Source organism: Exiguobacterium sp. s183 (genome assembly GCF_018617655.1).
Classification (GTDB): Bacteria; Bacillota; Bacilli; order Exiguobacteriales; family Exiguobacteriaceae; genus Exiguobacterium; species Exiguobacterium aestuarii_A.
Window position 1 is genome coordinate 1,021,187 of the sequence record NZ_JACSKN010000001.1, and the last position, 25,139, is coordinate 1,046,325.

The following is a 25,139-nucleotide window of genomic DNA, read 5'->3' on the forward strand; positions in this document are numbered from 1 at the left end:
TTAGTTCACCATCCCTAAGAGGTAGACGATTGAGAAGATGAAGACCCAAACAACATCGATGAAGTGCCAGTAAAGACTTGATACATAAAACTTCGGAGCGTTGTACACATCGATTGGACGGTTCCAGTTGCGAATCAAGAGTGTCGTGATCCAAAGGAGACCGAACGTAACGTGCGCGCCGTGGAAGCCGACCAACGTGTAGAAGGCTGAACCGAATGCGCTCGACGTGAACGTGTGACCGATGTGGTAGTAGTGAATGAACTCGTAAATCTCAGCACCAAGGAATCCTGCACCAAGAAGGAGCGTCACAATCAACCAAAGCTTCATACGCCCTGGATTGTTTGCTTTCATGTTCATCATCGCAAGGACACTTGTCAGTGAACTTGTGAGGAGGAGCATCGTCATGATGAAGACGAGCTCCATTTCGAAAATGTTATACGAGCGTAACTCCTCTGGCGCACCAGAGTTCAAGAGACCAACGTACGTTCCAAAGAGCGAGGCGAAGAGGACTGTCTCTCCACCAAGGAAGAACCAGAAGGCCACATATTTATTTTTCCCTTCCAGTGTTGCTTTCTCTGGATTGGCCGGGATACCGGTCACTGGGTGTTTTTCTACTGCATGTGCCATTTATTGTTCTCCTTTCTCACGAATCGCTTTCAAGTCTGCTTCGACTTGTGACTTCGGAATGTAGTAGCCGTGATCGTCAATCCAAGAACGTAGGAACATCGAGACGAACGTCATCGCTAATCCAAATCCAATCAATGACCAACCGACGACTGTGTTATCCATCTGGAAGATGGCACCGAGTCCTGCGATAAAGAGGCCGAGTGACATGAAGAACGGAATGAGCGAGTTGTTCGGCATGTGGATGTCCGAAACTTCCTCAGCGACTGACACGCGTTTGTTACCTGCCATTTTCTCGAGCCAGAACGTATCAAGTCCTTTGACGAGTGGCGTTTGTGCAAAGTTGTACTCTGGAGTTGGAACAGGAAGTGTCCACTCAAGCGTACGCCCGTCTCCCCAGTGGTCTGGTTTGACGCGTTCTTTTGACAAGAAGGCTTTCACGACAGCGATGAGCAAGATAATCGTTGATACACCCATGAAGAATGCTCCGGCTGTCGAGAGCGTGTTAAGTGTATCCCAACCTTGACCACCGAGGTACGTGAAGACTCGACGTGGCATACCGAACAATCCGAGGAAATGTTGCGGGAAGAACGTCAAGTGGAAACCGATAAAGAACAACCAGAACTGCCAGTATCCAAGCTTTTCAGAAAGGGCTTTTCCGAACATGAGTGGGAACCAGTAGTAAAGACCTGCGAAGAGACCATATACAACCCCACCTACGATAACGTAGTGGAAGTGAGCGACAACGAAATAGCTGTCGTGGTACTGGTAGTCGGCTGGTGCGACTGAAAGCATAACCCCTGTCATCCCACCAACGAGGAATGAAGGAATGAACGCGACTGAGTAAAGCATCGCCACGTTAAATTTAATTTGACCGCCCCACAGTGTGAAGAGCCAGTTAAAGATTTTAACACCGGTCGGTACAGCGATTGCCATCGTTGCAACAGCGAAGATCGAGTTCGCAACTGGACCCAGACCGACTGTGAACATGTGGTGAACCCAAACCATGAATCCAAGGAAACCGATGAGCATTGTTGCAAAGACCATCGTCGTGTAACCGAAGAGGCGTTTACGCGCAAATGTTGGAATGATTTCCGAGAAAATACCGAATGCCGGTAAGATCAAAATGTATACTTCCGGGTGACCGAAGATCCAGAAAAGGTGTTCCCAGATGACAACGTTCCCGCCCATTGCTGGGTCAAAGTACGCGGCTCCGAAGAGTCGTTCGAACATCAACATGAACAATCCGACCGTAAGTGGCGGGAATGCGAAGACGATCAATGCCGATGCAACGAAAGTCGTCCATGTGAAGAGCGGCATGCGCATGAGCTTCATACCTGGCGCACGCATGTTCAAGATTGTGACGAGGAAGTTAATCCCGGCCATCAATGAACCGAAACCTGAAATCTGAAGACCGAGGGCGTAGAAGTCTACTCCTGTCGCTTCCGGTTGTGTCGAAAGTGGAGCGTAAGCTGTCCACCCTGCGTTCGGTGCTGCTCCGAAGAACCAGCTCAAGTTAAGCATGACTCCACCGAAGAAGAACAACCAAAAACCTAATGAGTTAATGAATGGGAACGCAACGTCGCGTGCCCCGATTTGAAGTGGTACGACGGCGTTCATGAAACCGAATAGCATCGGCATCGCCGCTAGGAAGATCATCGTCGTCCCGTGCATCGTAATTAATTGGTTAAACGTTTCACCGCTGACGAAATCGTTCATTGGTTTAACAAGTTGCCAACGAATCAGTAATGCTTCAATTCCACCGAGAAGGAGGAAGAAGATTCCTGAGAACAAATACAAAATACCGATTTTTTTGTGGTCAACCGTCGTAATCCAATCCATGATGCCATTGTATTTACGCGATTGCTGCATTGCAGTGGTCTGTGCCACGTGAAATCCCCCTTTTCCCGTTAGTCAATCTTCTGCTCATACAAGAAGTCAACGAGTGCGTCTAATTCTTCGTTGCTGATTTGACCTTCATTGAAACCTGGCATGAGAGCCCCTTGTTTCTTATCTTGCGGGTTACGAATCCACTCTTTCAAGTTGTCCTCGTTGTTTTCGAGGTAACCTGCGAGCCATTCGCGATCGCCGAAGTTCGTTAAACTTGGTGCAACTTTACCGCCGCCGTGACAGCTCAAGCAGCTTTGAACATACACTTCTTCACCTGTCGTCAAGTTCGTGTTGTCTGCGACGAGTTTCTCACCGTTCTCGTCTTGCTTGGCTTTCATGTCAGCGAGCCATTGATCATATTCTTCTTGCTCGAGCGCGATGACTTTAAAGTCCATAAGGGCATGTGACGGACCGCAAAGCTCTGCACATTTCCCGTAGTAAGTACCTGGTTCATTTGCATGTAACCACATTTCGTTATCAAGTCCTGGGTTCGTATCTGTTTTACCAGATAAAGCTGGTACCCAGAATGAGTGAATGACATCTTTTGATGTCAAGTTGATGCCGACTCGTTTTCCAACTGGGATGACGAGTTCTTGACCTGTCACAACACCTGCTTCTGGATATTCAAATTCCCACCAGTACAAGTTTGCTGTAACGTTGATTTCTTCTTCTTTTTTCGCTTCTTTCGCTTTCGCGAGTTCGACAGTCGTTGTGATTGTCGGAACAGCGAGAATGATGAGAAGGATAATCGGAACGACTGTCCAAATCATCTCAAGTGTACTGCTACCTTCAACTTGCTTCGGAATCGATTCATCTTTCCGACGGAACTTCATGAGCACGTACACGTAAATGACCGATACGATGATGAGTACGAAGAGCATGATTGCCAAACTGATGAGAATGATGCGGAGCTGAAGCTCAGCGCCTTCTCCCATCGGCTTCAATGCAGACAATCCCTCTTGACCGCAACCTGACAACAGGACTGCGAACATCATCATCGGGACGATGCCAAACAGAAGCTTCTTAAATGATTTCACAACAATCCCCACTTTCTCCCAAAATGATGTGTAATGGTTTTCTATATAGTGAGTGCGATTATGCCATTGCTGCTGTCAAAATCAGCGCGATAATCCACACGACTAAATAAATTAATGAATAGAAGAACATTTTGTTTGCCCACTTAATTTCGTCCTCGGCATTGAATCCTTTCAATCCGAGATACAACCAGTAGCCCCCTAAACCGGCTGCGACTGTCAAGTAAACAAGACCATAGTGCATAAATAAGAGCGATGCCGGAATCAGCGTCGCAATCCACCAGATGATCTGCCGTTTTGTGATGGCAAATCCGTTCACGACCGGAAGCATCGGAATGCCTGCCGCTCGATACTCTTCCGTGCGTCGCATAGCGAGCGCTAGGAAGTGAGGTGGTTGCCATAAGAACATGACAAGAAACATGAGCCACGCATCAATATACAAGTTCGGATCAAGTGCTGCCCAACCGATGAGCGGTGGAACGGCTCCCGAAATACTACCGACGACCGTATTGAGCGTACTCGTACGCTTCAGCCACATCGTATAAATCACGACATAAAAAAATGCCCCGATTAAACCGAATACAGCGGCGACGTACGATACAAGGAGCAATAACAGAGTTCCTAACGCAAGTTGTGTCAATCCGAGGAGTAAAATCTTCTCCCCTGAAATCTTGCCGTTTACACTCGGTCGATTGTCCGTACGATCCATTAAGTAATCGATATCTCGGTCCACAAAGTTGTTTAGGTAACAACTCCCCGAAATCACGAGTGCGCTTCCTAACATCGTTAATAAGAGCTGTGGCCAAACTTCAAACAAATAAAGGACTGGCGTATCGCTCTGATACGTCGCTGCCACGAAGAAACCTGCAAACACCAACATCAAGTTAGCACGAACGATTCCCATTTTCGCTAAGGCGACGTAATCTCGGAATGACGTTGACTCTGTATATTCTACATCTACAGTCATTCCTGGGTTGACTTTTGTCATACTGACCCCCCCACATAATCACGAAATCCTCGCATTCTCTTCACAGAAAAAACACAATATGAACAAAATACACTTAACTCTCTACAAAGATACCATATTTTTTTATAAAATACGCCCTTTATGCTTGTAAAATAGCGAGTTTTTTGTGTCAATAGTGTGATATTTGTCACACCTTATGTGCCTTACTAATACTAGAATAACGTTTTTGATAACGATTGCAAGCTTTTCCATTTCGTTTTTTGAACGGAAAGCCGTATAATAAGTATGGCGAAAAAAATATAAATAAACAAGGTACATTTTTAACGGATTTTGATTAGAAGCAGGTGGTATTGCATGCATAAAAAACTCGCGTTTTTCTCAGGGTTTGTCACCCTCGGAATGATGCTTGTCCTCATCATGGGTGGAACCGTGACGAAGACAGACTCAGGGGATGGTTGTGGAACAGACTGGCCACTCTGTCACGGTAAGTTGATTCCGACCAATCCAAGTGTTGAGACGATGATCGAGTACAGTCACCGCGTCGTCTCGGGAATCGAAGGTCTCTTGATCATCGCACTCGCCATTTGGACGTTCATCGCGGTCAAACATCGTGTCGATGTAAAAATCTTTGCGTTTCTTGCATTTATCTTTATGCTCATCCAATCGATCATCGGAGCAGGGGCGGTTATTTGGCAACAATCAGATGCCATCTTGGCCCTTCACTTCGGGATTTCTCTCGTCTCGTTTGCATCGCTACTCATTTTGACGATTCTATTATTCGAAGGTGACCGAGAGCATAAAGTCGTATCGAGACGGTTGAGATCTCATCTTTACGGTCTTTCGATTTACACGATGATCGTCGTGTATACAGGAGCCTATGTCCGTCACCTCGGTGCTACATACGCTTGTGTCGGTTGGCCGATTTGTGAACAAGAAGTATGGACGTTTGAGTCTTATGTTCAAATGGGTCACCGTGTGATGGCTGGACTACTTGTCTTGTACACATTGTATGTCCTCTATCTTGCTCGAAAAGAGATGAATCGATTAATCGAACGCGGCATGATGGCGTCCCTTTTCTTCATTCTTCTTCAAGTCGGGACTGGCGCATGGATCGTACTCGGCGGGCATGCCACATATGTGCCGCTCCTCCATGCATTCTTGATCACTTGTTACTTCGGCATCCTGTCCTATCTCGCTTACCACGCGTACCGTTCGACGGACCGACAAAGTGATTCACAATTGAAAGACATGAACGGATAAGTAAGTAAAAAAAGCGCCGCGGCGCTTTTTTTACTTACAATTCTTTAAATCGTTCGAGAGCACGCTCTCGCGCTTCTTTATGATCGACGAGTGGCATCGCATAATTGTCTCGCTCTGACGGGTTCGGAAAATGAATCGATTTATCTGTCACACGTTTCAGCTCCGGCACATACTTCCGGATGAACGTCCCATCTGGGTCGAACCGTTCAGATTGCGTCGTCGGATTGAAGATACGGAAATACGGAACCGCGTCCGTCCCGACCGAGGCGGCCCATTGCCAACCCCCGATATTTGAAGAGGGCTCGTAATCAATCAACTTTCGTTCAAAATACCGTTCCCCTTTCCGCCAATCTAGAAGAAGGTGTTTCGTCAAGAAAGATGCGACAATCATGCGTAGGCGGTTGTGCATCCATCCGGTCTCGTTCAATTGACGCATCGCCGCATCGACGATTGGATAACCCGTCTCCCCGTTACACCACTTTTCGAACTGCTCCTCATCATCTTCCCATTCGAGCAATTTGTATTTGTCATTGAACGGTTGATCTTTCAATCCTTTGAACTTCGCCATCACCATATAATAAAATTCGCGCCACAATAGTTCGTCGTAATACGTGTCGCGTCCTTTAGATTTTTTGGTGGCCAGCACCTGCTCGGCGATCGTACGAATCGATAATACACCGGTCCGTAAGTATGGGGATAATCGGCTCGTCCCGGCAATACTCGGGATGTCACGCTTTTCATCATAATCGACCATCCGATCATTGACGAAACGCGTCAACCGTTTCTTCGCCTCGGTCTCCCCTAACCCTTTCCACTCTCGCTCACAGCGTTTGAACAAGTCTTTCAGTTCACTCGGCTGCTCGTTTTTCGAGCTGATGAAATCTCTTAAACGATTGATATCGACATCGTACGGTTTCGGCGGTTGCTCAGCATAAGCCGCTTTTTTGAACGGCGTGAACACTTTATACGGGTCTCCACTCTTCGTACTGAACGCATCGGGATGAAACAGATGCCGGTCAAGGAGTCGTACGACTTTCACGTCTTCACCAAGTGCCTCGATGACACGGTCGTCTCGCTGTTTGAACGGTTCCACATACTCCGCATTGAAATATAGAGCATCCATCTCCCCGAGCTGTTCCACGAAATCCTTCTCCGTTTCCGCGACGAGCACTCGAAGCCCCAACCCTTTTGTTTCCAAATCATCCATAAACGTTCGCATCGTCGAGAAGAAATAATCGTGACGGACTTCGAACGGGTCACAATATTTCGGGTTTAGCCAAAAGACGAAAGCGAGGTCATCCCCCTCTTCCATATCGTTCAGCGCCCGGTGAAGCATATGATTATCGGTCAATCTAAAATCCGATCGAAACCAACATACTCGTTTCATCATTCCCACTCCCATCTACAAAAAAGAAGCATAGCGAACTATGCTTCTTTTGATTATACAAATTCAATCAACAAGTCGTCACTTTGTATTGTGTCGCCTTCTTTAATATGGATGGCTTTGATCTCGCCATCTTGTGCTGCCTGAATCGTCGTTTCCATCTTCATCGCTTCCGTGACGAGTAGCTGCTCTCCACGATGAACACGGCTTCCCGGTTCGACCAACACTTTCAAAACAGAGCCCGGCATCGAGGCACCGACTTGTTTCGGGTTCGAACGATCCACTTTCGGACGACTCGTTGTCGCTGATTTGACGTTCACGTCTTTAATCTCGATCTCACGCGGTACGCCGTTCATTTCATAAGAGACGAGACGAATGCCATCTTCGTTTGCCGCACTCACTTGTACGAGCTTGATGATCAACGTCTTCCCTGTCTCGATTTCCACTTGAATCGTCTCACCGACGTTTAATCCGTAGAAGAACGTCAACGTGTCGAGGACGGATACGTCACCGTACGTCGTCGTATGTTTGACATAGTCTTCGTATACTTTTGGATAGAGCGCGTGGGCAAGAAGCTCAAAGTCTGTGACCGGTCGCTCAAACTTCTCGAACAACTCTTGGCGTGCTGATTCAAAGTCATATGGCTTGATTAGTTTACCAGGACGAACGTTCAGTGGCTCCTCCCCTTTTAAGATGACTTGTTGGACATCTTTCGGGAAACCGCCAGGAGGTGTACCTAACTCGCCGCGCATCATCTCGACGACCGAGTCTGGGAAATCGAGTTGATGGCCACGCGTCATCACATCCTCTTCTGTCAAGTTGTGCTGCACCATGAAGAGCGCCATATCACCGACGACTTTCGAAGAAGGGGTGACCTTGACGATATCACCGAACAACATGTTGACACGGGCATACATCGCCTTCACTTCTCCCCAACGGTCTCCAAGCCCGACTGCTTTCGCTTGTTGCTGAAGGTTCGAATATTGACCACCTGGCATCTCGTGTTCGTATACAGACGGATGCGGTGCGCGCATATCACTTTCGAACGGTTCGTAGTTGTGGCGCACGTCTTGCCAGTAATCACTGATCACTTCGTATTGTTTCGGGTCAATCTTCGGTTGTCGTTCGTGGTGGTTGAGCGCGTAGACTAAACTTCCACCTGAAGGTTGCGATGTCATCCCTGACATCGAGCTTGCGGCAACGTCGACGATATCGACACCAGCATCCGTCGCACGTGCGTAAGTGAAGATTCCGTTACCTGAAGCATCGTGTGTATGCAAGTGAATCGGTAAATCGACCGCATCCTTCAATGCTGACACGAGCGCATAGGCAGATTCCGGTTTCAATAAGCCGGCCATATCTTTAATGGCTAGAATATGCGCACCACTCGCTTCAAGTTTCTTCGCAAGGTCAATGTAGTACGGAAGATGGTATTTCGGCCGGTTGCCGTCATACAAGTCACCTGTATAACAAATCGCCGCCTCCGCTACTTTTCCTGTCGGTAGCGTCGCATCAATTGCCAATTGAATCGACTCTAAGTTGTTAAGACTGTCGAAGATTCGGAATACATCGACTCCTGCATACGCCGCTTCATGCACAAACTTCTCAATGACGTTGTCCGCATAGTTTTTATACCCGACCGCGTTCGCGCCGCGAAGTAACATTTGAATCAAGACGTTCGGCATCTTCTCACGAAGCTTCATGAGACGTACCCATGGGTCTTCGGACAAGAAGCGGTATGCGACATCGAACGTCGCCCCACCCCACGCTTCGACAGAGAACAATTCTGGCATCAACTTGCTTGTCGGCTCTGCGATATTGAGAATGTCTTGCGTCCGCATGCGCGTCGCGAGCAATGACTGGTGCGCATCTCGCATCGTCGTATCCGTCAATAACAGTTCCGGTTGACGTTTGATCCAGTCAGCCAGGCCGTCTGGACCGAGTTCCGTCAAGATTTGTTTCGTTCCCGGTTTTGCTTCCGTCGGTAGGTCTTGTGGGATACGTACCGAGCGGCTGATCGGTTTGTCTTTCAGACCGACTCCTGGGAATCCGTTCACTGTCACATCGCCGATATAGTTCAACAACTTCGTCCCACGGTCTTTTCGTTTCGGGAAGACGAACAGTTCTGGCGTCTCATCGATGAATGACGTGTTGTAGTCCCCATTGATGAAGTTCGGATGTTTCATGACGTTAATCAAGAACGGGATGTTCGTCTTGATTCCACGAATCCGGAACTCGTTCAAGTTTCGGACCATTTTCGAGGCGGCTTGTTCGAATGTCATGCCGTGTGTCGACAGTTTTACGAGAAGCGAGTCGTAGTACGGTGAAATTTCTGCACCGACGTACGCGTTTCCGCCGTCAAGACGGACACCAAAACCACCTGGAGAACGGTATGCCATGATTTTCCCAGTATCCGGCATGAAGTTGTTCCCTGGGTCTTCTGACGTGACGCGTGATTGAATCGCATAACCGAGAAGCTTAATGTCCTCTTGCTTCGGCATTTGAATCATATCACCGTGAAGCGATTCTCCCTGTGCAATCATCAATTGCGTTTGGACAATATCAAACCCTGTGACCATCTCTGTGATCGTATGCTCAACTTGGACGCGTGGGTTTACTTCGATGAAGTAGAATGATTCGTCTTCCGTCACTAAAAATTCAACCGTACCGGCGTTGACGTATCCGACATGACGCATAAGTTGAACCGCCGCATCACAAATCGCTTGACGTGATTCTTCGGATAATGTCACACACGGTGCCACTTCGACGACCTTTTGATGTCGGCGCTGCACTGAACAGTCACGCTCGAACAAGTGAACGATGTGACCGTGCTCATCTCCGAGAATTTGAACCTCGATGTGCTTCGGACGTTCGACTAATTTCTCTATGTACACTTCATCAGAACCAAATGCTTGTTTTGCTTCCGATTTCGCACGTTCAATCAAATCTTTCATTTCCGCTTCTGTACGGATGACACGCATCCCGCGTCCTCCGCCACCCATCGATGCTTTGACCATGAGTGGGAAGCCGTGTTCGTTCGCAAACGCTTCTGCATCTTCATACGATGTGAGCGGACCGTTCGAGCCTGGGATGACAGGAAGACCTGCAGCAATCGCACTCTGACGTGCCCGCACTTTGTCCCCGAACGCATGCAAGTGCGACTCGTGTGGACCGACAAAGATGATGCCCTCTTCACGGCAACGTCGTGCGAGGTCAATGTTTTCTGAAAGGAAACCATATCCCGGGTGAATCGCGTCACTACCTGACTCCTTGGCGATACGAATGACACCTTCGATATCGAGGTACGCATCAATCGGCTTCTTATCGAGTCCTACCAAGTAGGCTTCATCGGCTTTAAAGCGATGTAATGAACCGCTATCTTCTTGCGAATAGACGGCTACAGTCCGAATGCCTAACTCAGTTGCCGCTCGAAATACGCGAATGGCAATCTCCCCACGGTTTGCAACAAGTAACTTTTTAATTGGTTTCAAAAGAAATCCCCCCGTTGATAAAATTTAAATGTTTCTTACCTGACCACATGAAGCGATGAACGTTGAACGTTCTCTTCGGACTTCACCCGAATTTCTTCTCGTCGTGTCGCTTCTCGATGACGGTTACGCATCGAGATACTACTAAGTACCCCGAGAACACCCATCATCATGATCAGCGATGTTCCCCCATAACTGACCAGCGGCAAGGTCACCCCAGTCCCCGGGAACCAACCAGACATCGCACCGATATTAATGGCTGTTTGAATGATGATTTGTGATGCTATGCCAAACGAGACGAACATCGCAAAATGACTATCTGCATGATTGGCAATATGAATCGCGCGAAAGGCGATGAAGAAGAGCAGTACCAAAACCGTCAGCACACCGAAGAACCCTAACTCTTCAGCAATGATCGACATAATATAGTCGGTTTCAGGTTCTGGTAAATACCCATACTTTTGAAAACTGTTCCCGAGCCCGACACCCGTCAATCCACCATGTACGATTGAGATGATCGACATGAGCAACTGATGACCGTAACCTTCTGGGTCCATGAACGGGTTGAACACGACCTCAATCCGGCTCCGTTGATTCTCTGAGAAGATTGTCGTGAACAATAAGAACACAGCACCGACCCCAGCTAAAATCCCTGGAATCATGATTCGAAGTGGCGCCCCGACTCCGAACCACATGAGAAGCATGATTGATCCGAGGACGAATAATCCCCCCATGTCTGGTTGCCCATTGATGGCGATGGCGTAGAATGAGAAGTAAAAGAGAACCGGTACTAAGAAGAAGGCACCAATTTGAGCGCGCCACCCTTTTTTCACGATGGCAGCCCGAGCGAGACGTCCCGGTAGTCCTTTTAACTCATTATTCCATAGCTCGTGGTAATAGTTCGCAAGCAGTATGATGAGAACGAATTTGGCAATCTCGACCGGTTGAATCGTGAATCCGCCGATGATGAGCCATGCGCGTGCACCGTTTAATGGTGGCATCGCCCATGTAACAAATAGCAAGATGACCGAGACCGCATAGAGACTGAGCCGAATGCCTTTCTTCCGAAACATCTCATAGCGGAACAGCGTCGCGATCAAGTAGACAAAGATCCCGATTCCTACGTAGACGAGCTGGCGATAGAACAAGCTGCTATTCGCATAGTCCCCACGATTCCAAACGCTCGCACTGTAAATCATGATCGAACTGATCCCGACGAGTAAGAGCACTGACAAAAACAACGCAAAATCAAAATACCGAAACCGTGTTTTCATGTATTCACTTCCTTATGTAAAACAATCCGACAACCTTTATAAAAAAATACTCAAACAGCGCCACTTGCACAGTTTGAGTATAAGGTTCATAATTCTGAAGCTTCTGCCAAGGCAGACAACTTTTGTTCCAATGAATCGAGCAGTCCTTTACCTTCAATGTCTGAAATGAGTCCAAGACGAACCGCAAAATCAATTTGGCGCGATAGTCCAAACATATGTGTATCAAGCACCTCTTCATAAAGCGGGCACTTCGGCATTTTTAGGTTTTCTAACTGCACTTCAATCAGACAACGGATTTTTTCAGCATCCGCCTCGAGTAACTGAAGCGCTTGCTCCCGTTGGATTGCAGCCAAATTTGTCGCCACTACGACCCCTCCTCCGTACGATGACAGACTGTTTGTCATAACTCAACTGTACATTATCTTTCATCATAATTCAATGTACAGTATAGATGATTGCGACATTCTTCCTCTTTTCCATTTTACGAGAAAGAGCGCTATAATGAAACGTGTAATGTGTATAAAGGGGGATGTTAGCATGATTTTTCCACTAGACGGAGCGGTTCGTCACAGTTTGACGATTGACCCGACCGTATGGATTTTTGACGACCGAAAACGAAAGATTGAAGAATTGGACTCGGTGACCGAGAATGACCGTGAGGCCTACTATGCGAAAATGGGGAAAGCATGGGACGATGGTCTATCACAAGGAACAAGAATCGACCACAATAAACCGATGTCTCGGCAAGACAAGGACGCAGCTTTACGCGATTCGTTCGCGATGCCGCTCTCGCCATTTTTGAACAATGCCGAACCTGTTGATTTGGCCACGCATGTCCGTTTTTACGGAGAAACGGTGTTGACGCTGTCGCTTAGCGATGCATCGCGCGTGTACTTACAATTTTCAAAAGACGGGAAAGTACTCGCTGACGGACCGGTCTATGTATTATTTGAAGACCAGGTCATCCGCCAAGTGAATCACATCACTGTACTGAGCAATCAATGAGAAGGGACTTCCCTTCTCATTTTTTGGACTTTTTAGTTCATAAAGTGTAATATGTAGTGTATTGACTACGAATTGAATAAGAAAGGTCGTGACGCTTACGATGCCTTTATGGAAACGAAATTTAATAGTTGTTTGGATCGGTAGCTTCCTGACCGCCGCTTCAATGAGTCTCGTCCTCCCTTTCCTGCCGTTGTTTATTGAACAACTCGGGGTAAAGGACCCTGACCATGTCGTCACGTGGTCGGCGATCGCCTTTGGCGCGACGTTCCTCGTGGCCGCCATTGTCTCCCCGATGTGGGGGCGTCTGGCTGACCAAAAGGGGAGAAAGTTGATGCTCATTCGAGCGAGTCTCGGAATGGCCATCGTGATGTTTCTCATTAGTTTTGTGCAAGACGTGTATCAACTGGTCGGGTTGCGTTTACTCATGGGTGCCGTTTCTGGTTTTATCTCAGCCGGTATCACCTTAGTCGCTTCCCAAACCCCAAAAGAGAAAAGTGGCTGGGCGCTCGGTACCCTGTCGACTGGTGGAATCACCGGTGGTCTACTCGGTCCGCTCATCGGCGGACTTCTTGCAGACTGGATTGGGCTTCGATCCGTTTTTCTCTTTACCGGAAGTGCACTCTTCCTAACATTCCTGATTACGCTCTGGTTCGTAAAAGAAGACTTCGTCCCAGTGAAACGAGAAGAACTCGCCTCAGTGAAATCCATTTTCGCCTCACTGCGGCATCCACAATTGATTGTCGGATTGTTTGTGACAACGTTCCTCATCCAGTTCTCAACACAATCCATCGGACCGCTCTTGACGTTATATGTACGTGAATTAAATCCGCATACGACCGCACTTGCCTTCATGGCAGGAATTGTCGCATCTGCCCCCGGACTCGCTGCTCTCTTTTCGGCGCAGCGTCTCGGACGATTATCGGACCGATACGGGGCAGAACGGATCTTATTTTGGGCACTGCTCCTCTACAGTTTATTCTTAATCCCGCAAGCATTCGTCACCTCGACGACTCAACTCATTCTGTTACGCTTCGGGATTGGATTTGCGACCGCTGCGTTGATGCCATCCGTTCAGTCGTTGCTGAGACAGCATACTCCAACCGCTGCAACCGGAAGAATCTTTTCCTATAATCAGTCCGCTCAGTTCATGGGAAATCTACTCGGACCGCTATTTGGATCTCAAATCGTGGCACACTTCGGATTTTCCGCACTGTTCATCGTCACAGGATTGATCATGATCTCGAACGCCTTTTTAGAACGGACGAACGTCCAATCGCTACAACTCGATACAAAATAACGCCGAGCGCTTAGCTCGGCGTTATTTGTGTATCTCGCTTATAACAAATCGGCCGCCAATCTTGCGAGAGACGAACGCTCCCCTTTTACAAGTTGGACGTGACCGAAGACATTTTGTCCTTTGAATCGTTCAACGGCGTATGTCAATCCGTTCGAATATTCATCTAAATACGGATGGTCGATTTGGTACGGGTCACCGACAAGAACAATTTTCGAGTTCTCCCCGACACGGGTTAGAATCGTCTTGATTTCATGTTTCGTTAAGTTTTGAGCTTCGTCGATGATGATGAACTGGTCGGGCATGCTTCTTCCTCGAATATAAGTGAGCGCTTCGAGTTGAATCGATTTCATGCCGGCCAGAATATTTCCTAGCTCATCTTTTGAATTGGCACTGAAGAGAAATTCTAGATTATCATAGATCGGTTGCATCCATGGACGTAATTTTTCTTCCATCTCACCTGGCAAGTAGCCGATATCGTTCCCCATCGGGACGACCGGTCGGGCAACGACGAGCTTGTTGTATCGTTGCTCGTCCTCAACGAGTGAGAGTCCTGCCGCAAGGGCTAGGAGCGTCTTTCCGGTTCCCGCTTTCCCTAGTAACGTGACGAACGGAATGTCATCTCGTAACAATAAGTCGAGCGCCATGCGTTGTTGGACGTTTCGTGGATGAATTCCCCAGATGTGGTCAGCATCGAGCGCTAACGGACGAACAATCGGTTGGAGCGTATCGACCACCGCGAGCGCACTCGCTTTCGATACGTTACTTTTTAACACGACGAACGAATTCGGATATAACGTTTGTTTCGTCAATGCGGATGTCGGAAGTTGGCGTACTTTATAAAATTCATCGATGAGTGCCTGATCGACCTCGATTTCACGATAGCCGGCATACAAATTCGTCGTATCGACGATATGGTCGGTCAAATAGTCTTCGGCATCAATTCCAATCGCGTCCGCCTTCACACGGACCAATATATCTTTTGAGACGACGACGACTTTATGGTTCGTGTCATGCTCGTATTGTTTCATTAATTTTAAGGCAACGAGTAGAATGCGGTTATCGTTCGTCATCACGTCGAATGGAATATCGACTTCGTGTTCGTGTCCAATCTCGACAAAGAGACGTCCACCGTTTTCAAGTGGGACGCCGTCATGAAGTTTCCCCGATGTTCGGAGTTGGTCTAGAACACGCGACGTTTCACGGGCATTCCGCCCGACCTCATCCATGTTTCGTTTTTTACCATCAAGTTCTTCTAAGACAATGGCCGGGATGACCACGTCATGTTCTTCAAATTGAAATAAGGATAGCGGATCATGTAGGAGTACGTTCGTATCGAGTACATACGTTTTTTTCATAGACTTTGCCGCCCCTCGACTATAGGATGGTAATCAAGAATGAAGACTCTCTTTTACTTCACGGTCTAACTTTTCCGCCGCACGAATATCATACGTTTTCGTAATTTCCGGCTGAGCGTATGCTGCACCATAAAATGAAATATTCCTCACTTCTTCGACATGTCCTTCAAAAAAACGAAGATGAAGGCTCGGTTTTACCGCTGGCTCAAATTCTCGGATAGATGAAAGTAAAACATGATAGGACTGACCATCTTCGATAAAGATGAGACCCGCTGTCTTTTCGGTCGATAAAATCGTCACGATGTGCGAATTCTTAGTTAACGCGAACCGAATCGTGTCATTGTCGAGTGCTTGCACCCAACTGATGGCGTGGCTGATTGGCCAACGCTTCGCCTCATCAAAACCGACGAGAAATGTTAACGGCATGTCATTCAACAATCGCTGTTGAGCGGCTGTCAATTCAAACGTTGCCTTACTCGCCATTCAACTCCCCTCCTTTTAACCGGGTATGGTTGTACCATTCTCCCTTATCGATTCAATTCCCTGCTTTCAACGAATGAAATCATGCTATACTCATCCTATAGAGGAAGGTGAGAAGATGCGTGTAAAATGTTCTCTTTGCGATAAAGTCGAAACGATCGACTCATGGTCGTTTGAAGCAAAACGATTGCGCAACAAGCCGGCTAAAACGTATATGTGTCAAGACTGTCAGGAGCGAATCAGCGAACGTACGGCTGAACGCGCCGCATCTGGACAATTCAAGTTATATCCTACATTTCGACAAAAGCGAAATTGGTAATGAAAACGGGCGCCTCCGAAGAGACGCCCGTATTTTTTATGACTCGACTGCATCCTGACGACGGTTCCACCAAAGACGACCGCGATAGATGGCCAACACGATGGCCATGACAGCAAGTACTTCCGGAATCGGCCACGTGAAAAAGACGAGCGCCATCGTACCTGCGCCAAGTGCAAGTAAAATATAGACGATCAGTGATTTCCACCATGCCAATTGTTTTGCAAAACCAAGCTTAAAGACGAGAATCGTCAGTAAGATGACCGTGACAACGAGTGCGTTGAATCCGACCGAAAAATCGTTCGGGTCGCTACCGACACCTAGCATCGAGGCAATCCACGGAACATCAATTTGTGTGATATCGATTGTTTGAGAAGCTTTCAAGACAAAGAGTCCCCCTTTATTTCATACACATCCATTCTACACTATTCCATGCAAAAGGGAACGCCGAAGCGTTCCCTTTTCTACTACTTATTCTTTACCAAGTTTACGACGCTTGTCAGCTTTCTCGCGTTCGTTCTTGTTCAAGATTTTCTTACGAAGACGGATTGACTCCGGTGTGATTTCACAGTACTCGTCATCGTTCAAGAACGTGAGCGACTCTTCAAGTGAGAAGACGCGCGGACGTTTCAAGACTTGTGTCGAATCTTTTGCTGAAGCACGCATGTTTGTCAACTGCTTCCCTTTAACGGCGTTAATCGCAAGGTCGACGTCACGGTTACATTCACCGATGATCATTCCTTCGTATACATCCGTACCTGGCTCGATGAAGATCGTTCCACGGTCTTCGAGTGCACCGATTGAGTAAGCCGTTGACTTCCCGTTTTCGATACAAACCATAACACCACTGCGACGACCACCGATATCAGCTGCGATATACGGACGGTACTCTTCGAACGTGTGGTTCAAGATTCCGTATCCACGTGTCGCCGACAAGAATTCGTTACGGTAACCGATGAGACCGCGTGATGGAACGATGAATTCCATACGTGTCTGACCGTTATCGTTCGTGTTCATGTTAGCAAGTTCACCTTTACGGAGACCGATCGACTCCATGACTGAACCTGTGTACTCTTCTGGTACGTCGATGATCACGCGCTCAAACGGCTCAACTTTCGTACCGTTTTCGTCTTCACGGATGATAACTTGTGGCTTCGACACTTGAAGCTCGTAGCCTTCACGACGCATGTTCTCGATCAAGATACCGAGGTGAAGCTCACCGCGTCCTGATACGACCCACTGGTCAGGAGAATCCGTGTTTTCTACACGAAGCGATACGTCTGTCTCAAGTTGTTTCATCAAACGCTCTTCGATCTTACGTGCAGTGACGAAGTCTCCTTCACGTCCTGCGAACGGCGAGTTGTTCGTCATGAAGCGCATTTGAAGTGTTGGCTCATCGATGCGAAGGAGCGGAAGTGGCTCTTCTTTACCGACTGGCGTAACTGTCTCACCAACGTTGATGTCTTCCATCCCGGCGATAGCAATCAAGTCACCTGCTTTAGCTTCTTCGATTTCAACGCGCTTGAGGCCGAAGTAACCGAACAATTTTGTGACACGGAGTTGCTTCACCGTACCATCTGTCTTACAGAGTGATACTTGCTCACCGACTTTGATTTTCCCACGGAAGACGCGACCTACACCGATACGACCGAGGTAGTTATCGTAGTCGAGCATCGTTACTTGGAATTGAAGTGGCTCATCTGAGTTATCTACTGGAGCTGGTGTGTTTTCAAGAATTGTATCGAGCACGTGTGTGATCGTGTCTTCTTGGTTTGCTGGATCAGGATCGAACGAACTTGAACCGCTGACAGCCGATGTATAGACGACAGGGAATTCAAGTTGATCTTCATCTGCGCCAAGATCGATCAAGAGATCGACGACTTCATCGACAACATCGAGTGGACGAACCATCGGCTTATCGATTTTGTTAACAACGACGATCGGACGAAGTCCTTGGTCGAGTGCTTTTTTCAATACGAAGCGAGTCTGTGGCATACAGCCTTCACGCGCATCGACGACGAGGATAACGCCATCAACCATACGCATGATTCGTTCAACTTCCCCACCAAAGTCTGCGTGACCTGGAGTATCTACGATGTTAATGCGAGTGTCTTTGTAATCGATTGCCGTGTTTTTCGCGAGAATTGTGATTCCGCGCTCACGTTCGATATCGTTTGAGTCCATCGCGCGTTCTGCGACTGCCTCGTTCGTCCGGAAAGTACCAGACTGTTTCAATAATTCATCGACTAACGTTGTTTTACCGTGGTCAACGTGAGCGATGATGGCTACGTTACGAAGGTTTGTTCTTACGTTCATGTAGTTATTCCTCTCTTATTTAAAAAGTTTCAGCTTTTCTTCAACTTTAAGAGTATAGCACACGTCACAGTACCTTTGTCGAGTGGAATCGACTGTGAACGTTTTCATTGGACGTTTTTTATCATACAATGGGGTAGAGAAGAGAAAATAAGGAGGAGTCTCCATGCAGCTTATGTTTCTATTGATTGCCATGGCCGTCGTCGCCGGGTTTGTCGGTATCGGCATTGGGGTGGCCGAAGGCAGCGCCGCCATCATTTTAGGAAGCCTCGTACTTAGTGGTGTCGCGACGTTTTTTGGCATTCAATTACGTCGTCGCATTCTTTCTGATCGTCAATCTTCATAAAGAAAGAGGGTTGCTCTGACAAAAGTCGAGCGAACCCTCTTTCCTTTTATTTGATGATTCAAATTGGACGCGTCAAGCAGATGCGGTCACGTAAGACCAAACCATCCTCCTCAATCGCATCGTACCCATGGTTCATGAAGTAATCACGTTCCACAGAATCAAATCGGAATCCAGCTTGTTGATAAAAGCGCAATTGCATGATGCTTGAATTCCCGGTACAAACGAGTAGTTCTTGACCGCCAAGTGCCGTCGCCCGTTTTACCGCGTCTTGTAACATCCGCTGACCAATCGTTTGGTTTTGTCTCTCCGGTTTCACCGCGATATTGACAAGCTCGACCCGTCCTGCCCCTTGCGATACGAGCATATAGGCACCGACGATTTCTCCTCCGAGTAACGCTTTAAACGTTCGTCCTGTTTGAAACTGTTCTCGCACCATCGCTTCATTCGGATTCGCTAAAACGAGCAAGTCACGAATTTCTTCATACGATTCATGTTCCACGATTTGAAGATCCGGCTTCGCTTCCGGGGTCACTCCTTTTGCGATGACATAGTGTTTGATGACGTCATTGACGAATGTCTCGCTTCCTGCCAATACAGATGTTCTCCCATCGTATCGAATCGGTTCCCCATATAAGGAAACGACCCGTCCACCCACTTCTTCTACGAGCAATTTTCCTGCGGCATAATCCCACGGCATGTTGCGCATCGTAATGTATCCGTCTACTCGTCCTGCAGCGAGCCAAGCAAGCTCAAGCGATGCAGCGCCGTGTGCCCGTGTCCCAATCGAGTCCCGAACAATTGGGGCAAGAATTTCCGGGGCAATTTGATGGTTCGGGGTGACCCACGTCGCATTCATACTTAAAAATGCATCTCGTACATGATGTTCATGTAGATTCGTCAATGTCCGTCCGTTTAATGTCGCACCATACCCTCTTCTTGCCATGAACATCTCATCCGCCATCACGTCATAGACAAATCCGTACTCTACGACCCCATCGACCATCACGGCCACCGAGATGGCGAACATACGCTTCTGATGAATAAAGTTTAACGTCCCATCAATTGGATCGACGAACCATACCGTTCCTGATAACGTGTCTGGCGTATCCGTCGTCCCTTCTTCCCCCATGATTTGATGGTCCGGGAATTGGTTTTGGATCCGGCGGACAATCAGCTGTTCCACTGCTCGGTCAATCTCCGTGACCAAGTCTCCTTTTCCGGTCTTCCGTTCCACTTCATAATGTTGATCAATCTCGCGACGAATCAGTTCTCCCGCCTGTTTGATTAAATCGACTGCAAACCATTCTATCATCTGTGATCACCTCAACTGTATTGTACCAAACAAAAACCAGTATCCGCTCGGAATACTGGTTGAATGTGTGTGTAATGGTCAGGCTTCGAGACGCAATAATTCTTGGCGATACTTCTCCAACCGATGCTTGCTAGCCTGAACTGTAGCATCATCCTGTGACGCCATCGCATCGAAAAGGGTTGCCAATTCATAATCAATCTCCAAGCGCAGCACCGGAATCCGTTTTTCTGCGTCTTTTCTTTTGAATGCCTCAATCACTTGTTTCATAAGATGCCACACTCCTTTTGTTGGGCTACAAGTTACGGTTTAGTGAGTTGAATTGAGTATATCAGATAAAATTCGAAAAAGAAAGAGAATTGTCTGACTATTTCGAATCTTTTATCTTAATGGATATATTCCCAATTTCAATGCCCTTAAACCTGAATAAGTGTTAGATAACTGTACCCGATTTAAAGAAGAAATAACAAAAAAGCATGCCTGAATTTGCACGGGCATGCTCGGACTTACAATTTAATCATTTTGCTCGATGACTTCATCGCTGCTTGAACGGTACGATACGTAGAATATCCAGTCTGTTCATCGTGAACCGCGTTCAGTTGTTTCTCCTCTGACTTAGATGTTACGATTTGCTTGAAGGCTCGATACGCGTCTAGGAAAACCTCACGCTCGACTCCACCTTCGTTCGCTTGTGCGACGACATTATAAAACTCGACGACCTCGATCAATTCATCAGTCGTCCAATCCGGATTAATCGGATAATTGATTTGCATATTGTTCACCTCGACACTCATTGTATCAACAAAAAAAACTATTGCAAGTTACGTCAGAAATCTCTATAGTTTTTTTGTTGCTTCTTTTTTTAAAATCAACATATAACGTAACGATATCATTCATCTAATAAATAAACTGATTCCAAGGGGGATTTACGATTGAAATTAAAAGGTGCTACTCAGCTCGAAACGCCACTATTTGACACGTTACTTGAACATGTCGACTCAAATCCGATTGCGTTCCATATTCCTGGTCACAAGAGCGGGAAAGGGATGGACCCGGAGTTTCGTGACTTTATTGGCGAAAACGCCCTAAAAATTGATTTGATTAACATTGCCCCACTCGATGACCTTCATCATCCAAAAGCGGCAATCGCTGAAGCGGAACGCTTGGCGGCAGAGGCGTTCCGTGCTGATGAGACCTTTTTCTCCGTTCAAGGAACGTCGAGTGCCATCATGGCGATGATCATGGGCGTCGTCGGACCGAATGAGAAAATCATCGTTCCACGTAACGTGCACAAATCGGTCATGTCCGCGCTCGTCTTGACGGGTGCACACCCGGTCTTCATCCACCCAGAATTCGATGAGACGTACGGCATCGCGCACGGGATTACAGCAAGTGCTGTAGAACGTGCACTCGAGCTTCATCCGGATACAAAAGCCGTACTTGTCATCAACCCGACTTATTTCGGTGTCGCGGGTGATTTGGAGCGAATCGTTGACGTCGCTCATGCACAAGATGTGCCCGTACTTGTCGATGAGGCACACGGCGTCCATCTTCCGTTTCACGATGAACTCCCACTCTCGGCGATGCAAGCCGGAGCGGACGTGGCGGCAACGAGCGTGCATAAACTTGGCGGCTCGATGACAGGAAGTTCCATTTTGAACGTACGCCGCGGTCTCGTTTCACCAGAGCGGATTCATGCGATGCTTTCGATGATCACGACGACTTCAACATCATACTTGCTCCTTGCTTCTCTTGATGCGGCGCGTCGACAGCTTGCGACGAAAGGTCATATGATGAACGAACGTGCGCTTGACCTTGCTCGAGCAGCACGAACAGCAATCGGTCAAATGCCGAACTTGTCGGTTTACGGACATGCGGAGCTCCATTCGGAATCGACTTATGCACTCGATGAGACAAAAGTTCTCGTATCGGTTCGTGAGCTCGGTGTGACAGGATTTGAAGTCGAGAAGTACCTTCGTGAAAAACACCGCATCGAAGTCGAGATGTCAGATCTATTGAACGTGCTCTTCATTGTTACGTCAGCAGACGATGAGTCGACGATTCAAGCATTGATTGAATCGATGCGTGACGTCGTGTCCGTTTATCAGAAGTCTGGGAATGACTCACTCTCAATCATGCTTCCTGAAATCCCGCCATTGGCTCTTAGCCCGCGTGATGCATTTTATGAAGAGACGGAGACGATCCCTCTTGAGAACGCCGTCGGACGCATTTCAGCGGAATTCATTATGGTGTACCCACCAGGAATTCCAATCATCATTCCAGGTGAATTGATCACAACGTCGACACTCGAATACATCATGGCCAACATCGAAGCCGGTCTCCCGGTTCAAGGTCTTGAAGATGAGTCTCTTCAAATGATTAAAGTCATCCAACAAACAAAAGCGATTCGCTAAATAAAAAATGAGCCGGTCATCGTGACCGGCTCATTTTTTATGTCATCTCAGAAAAGGTGGCTGTAGATGATCGAATTGCTTCCCCTATTGCCTATTATAAGAAAACGCTTACATGTTTTCAAGTGTCAATTTCTTCAGATGCTTCTGTTTTTTCAACTAGGCAGAGTCGTAAAAATTCAGCGACGTGCTCTGTATCATTCAAGTTAATGCCGAGCATCGGATACAATTGACGGGGCTCTTCTAAAGCATGTAGATCGAGAAGGGCCGATTGACCGGTTTGCATACAGACGACTAATACCTTGCCCATAAATTGGTGTGTATAGACGAAACCAAAATCATAGCGGGCAGCTTCTGTCTCAATCCCGGTGAAACGTACGCGACTCGTCTCAGATACGGTATATAATAACTCCTCATCGAATGCCATCAGGATTCCCTCCCTTCTCTCTTCACAAGTATTTTCCTTTATACTACAAGTATGAAACCTAAGGAGAGAGTCATCATGAAAATTGAGTATGCCAAATCGTCAAACCAAGAAGCACTCGCGCAATTGATGCATGAGCTATGGCCCGACGCCCCGATTGAGGAATTGCGGATGGAAGTCAAACTCGGTCTTGCTTCAAAAAAAATGCATTATTTCATCGCATCCTCTGACACAAAAGCGATTGGATTTTGCCAGCTCAACTTCCGGCATGATTACGTGCCAGGTTCAAGCATGTCTCCGACAGCCTACGTGGAGGGAATCTATGTCGTTGAATCCGAGCGTCAGAGAGGTGTCGCTGCCCGTCTGATTGATGCTGCGTCCATGTTCGCTGCACGTCATGGTTGTATCGAACTGGCATCAGATACTGAACTTGAAAACGAGAGCAGCCAACAGTTCCATGAGAAAATCGGATTCAAAGAAGTCGAACGCGTCGTCACCTATATCAAAAAACTCTCTCACGAAACGTGAGAGAGTTTTTTCTAGCGTGCTTATTTAACGACGTGGATTGGCATACCCATTGCGATTTCAGCAGCTTCCATTGCCATCTCACCGAGTGATGGGTGAGCGTGGATTGTAAGTGCGATATCTTCAGCAGTCATACCAGCTTCGATTGCGAGACCAAGCTCAGCAATCATATCTGATGCGCCAGTACCCGCGATTTGAGCACCGATCAAGAGACCGTCCTCTTTGCGAGTGATAAGCTTCATGAAGCCGTCTGGCTCGTCAAGTGCAAGTGCACGACCGTTCGCTGCGAATGGGAATTTCGAAACTGTGATTTCGAGTCCTTCTTCTTTTGCGAGTGGTTCAGTGTAACCAACCGTTGCGAGTTCAGGATCTGTGAAGACGACTGCAGGGATTGCAGAGTAGTCGAGGTAAGCTGGCTTACCTGCTGCTGCTTCCGCTGCGATTTTCGCTTCGTAAGATGCTTTGTGTGCAAGTGGTGGTCCAGGAACGATATCACCGATTGCATAGATGTTTTCGTTCGAAGTCTTACACTGGTCATCGATTTCGATGATTCCACGGTCGCTGATTTTAACGTCCGCGTTCTCAAGACCGATGTCGCCTGTGTTTGGACGACGACCAACTGTGACGAGGACATAGTCCGCTTCAACAGATTGCTCTTCACCGTTTACTTCAAACTTAACAGTTACGCCGTCTTCCGTTTCTTCGACACCTTTAGCAAGTGCGTTCGTGTGGATTGTGACGTTCCCTTTTTGTTTGAGCTTCTTCTTAACGATTTGCGTCATTTGTGGTTCGAAACCAGACAAGATGTCGCTAGCGCCTTCTACAACAACTACTTCTGTATCGAAGTTAGCGTATGCAGTACCGAGCTCCATACCGATGTATCCACCGCCGATGACGACGAGTTTCTTTGGTACTTCAGGAAGTGCCAATGCGCCAGTTGAAGAAAGGACGCGTTTTGACCATTTGAACGATGGAATCTCGATTGGTGTAGAACCAGTCGCAACGATCGCTTTTTTGAATTTGTAAGGAGTTGAGCTGTCTTCTGTGATGACACGAACTGTGTCTTCAGAAGCGAAGAACGCTTCACCTTGAACGATTTCAATCTTATTTCCTTTAAGGAGACCTTTGACACCGCCAGTCAATTTGTTAACAACTGACTGTTTCCAGTCTTGAACTTTTGTGAAGTCCACTGACACGTTGTCAGACGAGATTCCCATTGAATCATGTCCTTTAGCGTGTTGGAAGTTGTGTCCAGCTGTGATCAACGCTTTCGATGGGATACATCCGACGTTTAAGCAGACACCACCGAAGTTGCCTTTCTCAACGATTGTTACTTTCATTCCGAGCTGTGCGCCACGGATTGCGGCAACGTATCCACCAGGACCGGCACCGATGACAAGCAAATCAGTTTCTTGTGCGAATTCTCCTACTACCATG

General features: G+C 47.5%; 24 protein-coding genes. 7 read left to right on the forward strand and 17 right to left on the reverse strand.

The genetic code is table 11. The annotated features are described in order from the left end of the window. The 4 genes from KNP62_RS05450 to cyoE form a co-directional block, all read right to left on the reverse strand. Positions 1-627, reverse strand: coding sequence for a cytochrome (ubi)quinol oxidase subunit III (locus KNP62_RS05450; protein WP_015881284.1), 627 nt, complete (start codon positions 625-627; stop codon positions 1-3). Then, positions 628-2,496: a cytochrome c oxidase subunit I gene (ctaD, locus tag KNP62_RS05455; protein WP_214784093.1), complete on the reverse strand. Its 1,869-nt coding sequence runs from the start codon at positions 2,494-2,496 to the stop codon at positions 628-630. It abuts the gene before it with no gap. Between the two features lie 38 nt (positions 2,497-2,534). Beyond that, complete coding sequence (gene coxB / locus KNP62_RS05460) at positions 2,535-3,512, reverse strand: cytochrome c oxidase subunit II (RefSeq protein ID WP_074035327.1); 978 nt, start codon at positions 3,510-3,512, stop codon at positions 2,535-2,537. A 97-nt stretch (positions 3,513-3,609) separates the two neighbouring features. Beyond that, a complete protein-coding gene (cyoE, locus tag KNP62_RS05465) occupies positions 3,610-4,536 on the reverse strand; it encodes a heme o synthase (RefSeq protein WP_214783949.1) in 927 nt (308 codons plus the stop codon). Positions 4,537-4,869: 333 nt separating this feature from the next. On the opposite strand from cyoE, the gene KNP62_RS05470 reads away from it, so the two are divergent. Next, complete coding sequence (locus KNP62_RS05470; protein ID WP_214783952.1) at positions 4,870-5,775, forward strand: COX15/CtaA family protein; 906 nt, start codon at positions 4,870-4,872, stop codon at positions 5,773-5,775. 34 nt (positions 5,776-5,809) lie between these two features. Here KNP62_RS05470 and KNP62_RS05475 read toward each other — a convergent pair whose 3' ends face one another. From KNP62_RS05475 to KNP62_RS05490, 4 genes are all read right to left on the reverse strand, one after another. Further along, a complete protein-coding gene (locus tag KNP62_RS05475; protein WP_214783955.1) occupies positions 5,810-7,162 on the reverse strand; it encodes a cryptochrome/photolyase family protein in 1,353 nt (450 codons plus the stop codon). Between the two features lie 53 nt (positions 7,163-7,215). Then, complete coding sequence (locus tag KNP62_RS05480; protein WP_214783958.1) at positions 7,216-10,650, reverse strand: pyruvate carboxylase; 3,435 nt, start codon at positions 10,648-10,650, stop codon at positions 7,216-7,218. Between the two features lie 35 nt (positions 10,651-10,685). Continuing rightward, positions 10,686-11,921, reverse strand: coding sequence for an FtsW/RodA/SpoVE family cell cycle protein (locus KNP62_RS05485; protein ID WP_214783962.1), 1,236 nt, complete (start codon positions 11,919-11,921; stop codon positions 10,686-10,688). Between the two features lie 86 nt (positions 11,922-12,007). After that, positions 12,008-12,286 carry an Fpa/YlaN family protein gene (locus KNP62_RS05490; protein ID WP_015881276.1) on the reverse strand — a complete coding sequence of 93 codons (279 nt, stop codon included), beginning with the start codon at positions 12,284-12,286 and terminating at the stop codon, positions 12,008-12,010. A gap of 172 nt (positions 12,287-12,458) precedes the next feature. Here KNP62_RS05490 and KNP62_RS05495 point away from each other — a divergent pair, with 172 nt between their 5' ends. After that, the gene (locus KNP62_RS05495) at positions 12,459-12,926 is read left to right on the forward strand and encodes a hypothetical protein (protein ID WP_214783965.1); all 468 of its coding nucleotides are present in this window, start codon (positions 12,459-12,461) and stop codon (positions 12,924-12,926) included. 100 nt (positions 12,927-13,026) lie between these two features. Further along, positions 13,027-14,223, forward strand: coding sequence for a multidrug efflux MFS transporter (locus KNP62_RS05500; RefSeq protein WP_214760428.1), 1,197 nt, complete (start codon positions 13,027-13,029; stop codon positions 14,221-14,223). 38 nt (positions 14,224-14,261) lie between these two features. Here the strand turns inward: KNP62_RS05500 and KNP62_RS05505 are convergent, their stop codons facing one another. Beyond that, positions 14,262-15,578 (reverse strand): PhoH family protein, encoded by a 1,317-nt coding sequence (locus KNP62_RS05505; protein WP_214750046.1) that lies wholly within the window; start codon positions 15,576-15,578, stop codon positions 14,262-14,264. A gap of 33 nt (positions 15,579-15,611) precedes the next feature. Then, positions 15,612-16,061: a PNPOx family protein gene (locus tag KNP62_RS05510; RefSeq protein WP_214783968.1), complete on the reverse strand. Its 450-nt coding sequence runs from the start codon at positions 16,059-16,061 to the stop codon at positions 15,612-15,614. A gap of 115 nt (positions 16,062-16,176) precedes the next feature. Here KNP62_RS05510 and KNP62_RS05515 point away from each other — a divergent pair, with 115 nt between their 5' ends. Further along, entirely contained in the window at positions 16,177-16,377 is a 201-nt protein-coding gene (locus KNP62_RS05515) for a YlaI family protein (RefSeq protein WP_074034957.1), read from the forward strand. 36 nt (positions 16,378-16,413) lie between these two features. Here the strand turns inward: KNP62_RS05515 and KNP62_RS05520 are convergent, their stop codons facing one another. Both KNP62_RS05520 and typA read right to left on the reverse strand, forming a co-directional pair. Continuing rightward, positions 16,414-16,758, reverse strand: a complete 345-nt coding sequence (locus tag KNP62_RS05520; RefSeq protein ID WP_074034961.1) for a YlaH-like family protein — start codon at positions 16,756-16,758, stop codon at positions 16,414-16,416. An 87-nt stretch (positions 16,759-16,845) separates the two neighbouring features. Beyond that, complete coding sequence (gene typA / locus KNP62_RS05525) at positions 16,846-18,690, reverse strand: translational GTPase TypA (RefSeq protein WP_074034963.1); 1,845 nt, start codon at positions 18,688-18,690, stop codon at positions 16,846-16,848. Positions 18,691-18,853: 163 nt separating this feature from the next. Here typA and KNP62_RS05530 point away from each other — a divergent pair, with 163 nt between their 5' ends. Continuing rightward, on the forward strand, positions 18,854-19,033 hold the full coding sequence (locus KNP62_RS05530; RefSeq protein WP_074034965.1) for a DUF5325 family protein: 180 nt from the start codon (positions 18,854-18,856) through the stop codon (positions 19,031-19,033). A 58-nt stretch (positions 19,034-19,091) separates the two neighbouring features. On the opposite strand, the gene KNP62_RS05535 is transcribed toward KNP62_RS05530, so the two are convergent. The 3 genes from KNP62_RS05535 to KNP62_RS05545 all read right to left on the reverse strand — a co-directional run bounded on the left by KNP62_RS05535 (position 19,092) and on the right by KNP62_RS05545 (position 21,115). Continuing rightward, entirely contained in the window at positions 19,092-20,345 is a 1,254-nt protein-coding gene (locus KNP62_RS05535; RefSeq protein ID WP_214783971.1) for an inositol monophosphatase family protein, read from the reverse strand. Between the two features lie 78 nt (positions 20,346-20,423). Then, positions 20,424-20,612 carry a hypothetical protein gene (locus KNP62_RS05540; protein ID WP_015881266.1) on the reverse strand — a complete coding sequence of 63 codons (189 nt, stop codon included), beginning with the start codon at positions 20,610-20,612 and terminating at the stop codon, positions 20,424-20,426. Positions 20,613-20,848: 236 nt separating this feature from the next. Then, positions 20,849-21,115 (reverse strand): UPF0223 family protein, encoded by a 267-nt coding sequence (locus tag KNP62_RS05545; protein WP_214748331.1) that lies wholly within the window; start codon positions 21,113-21,115, stop codon positions 20,849-20,851. 159 nt (positions 21,116-21,274) lie between these two features. Between KNP62_RS05545 and KNP62_RS05550 the strand changes: the two genes are divergently transcribed. Continuing rightward, complete coding sequence (locus KNP62_RS05550; RefSeq protein ID WP_214783974.1) at positions 21,275-22,756, forward strand: aminotransferase class I/II-fold pyridoxal phosphate-dependent enzyme; 1,482 nt, start codon at positions 21,275-21,277, stop codon at positions 22,754-22,756. A 118-nt stretch (positions 22,757-22,874) separates the two neighbouring features. On the opposite strand, the gene KNP62_RS05555 is transcribed toward KNP62_RS05550, so the two are convergent. Further along, entirely contained in the window at positions 22,875-23,180 is a 306-nt protein-coding gene (locus tag KNP62_RS05555) for a DUF3055 domain-containing protein (RefSeq protein WP_074034985.1), read from the reverse strand. A gap of 75 nt (positions 23,181-23,255) precedes the next feature. Here KNP62_RS05555 and aac(6') point away from each other — a divergent pair, with 75 nt between their 5' ends. Beyond that, positions 23,256-23,705: an aminoglycoside 6'-N-acetyltransferase gene (aac(6'), locus tag KNP62_RS05560; RefSeq protein WP_214783977.1), complete on the forward strand. Its 450-nt coding sequence runs from the start codon at positions 23,256-23,258 to the stop codon at positions 23,703-23,705. Positions 23,706-23,725: 20 nt separating this feature from the next. Here the strand turns inward: aac(6') and lpdA are convergent, their stop codons facing one another. Beyond that, positions 23,726-25,138: a dihydrolipoyl dehydrogenase gene (gene lpdA, locus KNP62_RS05565; protein ID WP_074034989.1), complete on the reverse strand. Its 1,413-nt coding sequence runs from the start codon at positions 25,136-25,138 to the stop codon at positions 23,726-23,728. Position 25,139: the final 1 nt, after the last annotated feature.

Coding starts and splice junctions, on each gene's coding strand:
- KNP62_RS05540 (WP_015881266.1), bottom strand. CDS start 20,612: ATGAAACAAGTGATTGAGGCATTCAAAAGAAAAGACGCAGAAAAACGG.
- KNP62_RS05450 (WP_015881284.1), bottom strand. CDS start 627: ATGGCACATGCAGTAGAAAAACACCCAGTGACCGGTATCCCGGCCAAT.
- coxB (WP_074035327.1), bottom strand. CDS start 3,512: ATGATGATGTTCGCAGTCCTGTTGTCAGGTTGCGGTCAAGAGGGATTG.
- KNP62_RS05515 (WP_074034957.1), top strand. CDS start 16,177: ATGCGTGTAAAATGTTCTCTTTGCGATAAAGTCGAAACGATCGACTCA.
- KNP62_RS05500 (WP_214760428.1), top strand. CDS start 13,027: ATGCCTTTATGGAAACGAAATTTAATAGTTGTTTGGATCGGTAGCTTC.
- KNP62_RS05495 (WP_214783965.1), top strand. CDS start 12,459: ATGATTTTTCCACTAGACGGAGCGGTTCGTCACAGTTTGACGATTGAC.
- typA (WP_074034963.1), bottom strand. CDS start 18,690: ATGAACGTAAGAACAAACCTTCGTAACGTAGCCATCATCGCTCACGTT.
- cyoE (WP_214783949.1), bottom strand. CDS start 4,536: ATGACAAAAGTCAACCCAGGAATGACTGTAGATGTAGAATATACAGAG.
- KNP62_RS05475 (WP_214783955.1), bottom strand. CDS start 7,162: ATGAAACGAGTATGTTGGTTTCGATCGGATTTTAGATTGACCGATAAT.
- ctaD (WP_214784093.1), bottom strand. CDS start 2,496: ATGCAGCAATCGCGTAAATACAATGGCATCATGGATTGGATTACGACG.
- KNP62_RS05485 (WP_214783962.1), bottom strand. CDS start 11,921: ATGAAAACACGGTTTCGGTATTTTGATTTTGCGTTGTTTTTGTCAGTG.
- KNP62_RS05470 (WP_214783952.1), top strand. CDS start 4,870: ATGCATAAAAAACTCGCGTTTTTCTCAGGGTTTGTCACCCTCGGAATG.
- KNP62_RS05555 (WP_074034985.1), bottom strand. CDS start 23,180: ATGGCATTCGATGAGGAGTTATTATATACCGTATCTGAGACGAGTCGC.
- KNP62_RS05510 (WP_214783968.1), bottom strand. CDS start 16,061: ATGGCGAGTAAGGCAACGTTTGAATTGACAGCCGCTCAACAGCGATTG.
- KNP62_RS05530 (WP_074034965.1), top strand. CDS start 18,854: ATGCAGCTTATGTTTCTATTGATTGCCATGGCCGTCGTCGCCGGGTTT.
- lpdA (WP_074034989.1), bottom strand. CDS start 25,138: ATGGTAGTAGGAGAATTCGCACAAGAAACTGATTTGCTTGTCATCGGT.
- KNP62_RS05505 (WP_214750046.1), bottom strand. CDS start 15,578: ATGAAAAAAACGTATGTACTCGATACGAACGTACTCCTACATGATCCG.
- KNP62_RS05535 (WP_214783971.1), bottom strand. CDS start 20,345: ATGATAGAATGGTTTGCAGTCGATTTAATCAAACAGGCGGGAGAACTG.
- KNP62_RS05545 (WP_214748331.1), bottom strand. CDS start 21,115: ATGCAAATCAATTATCCGATTAATCCGGATTGGACGACTGATGAATTG.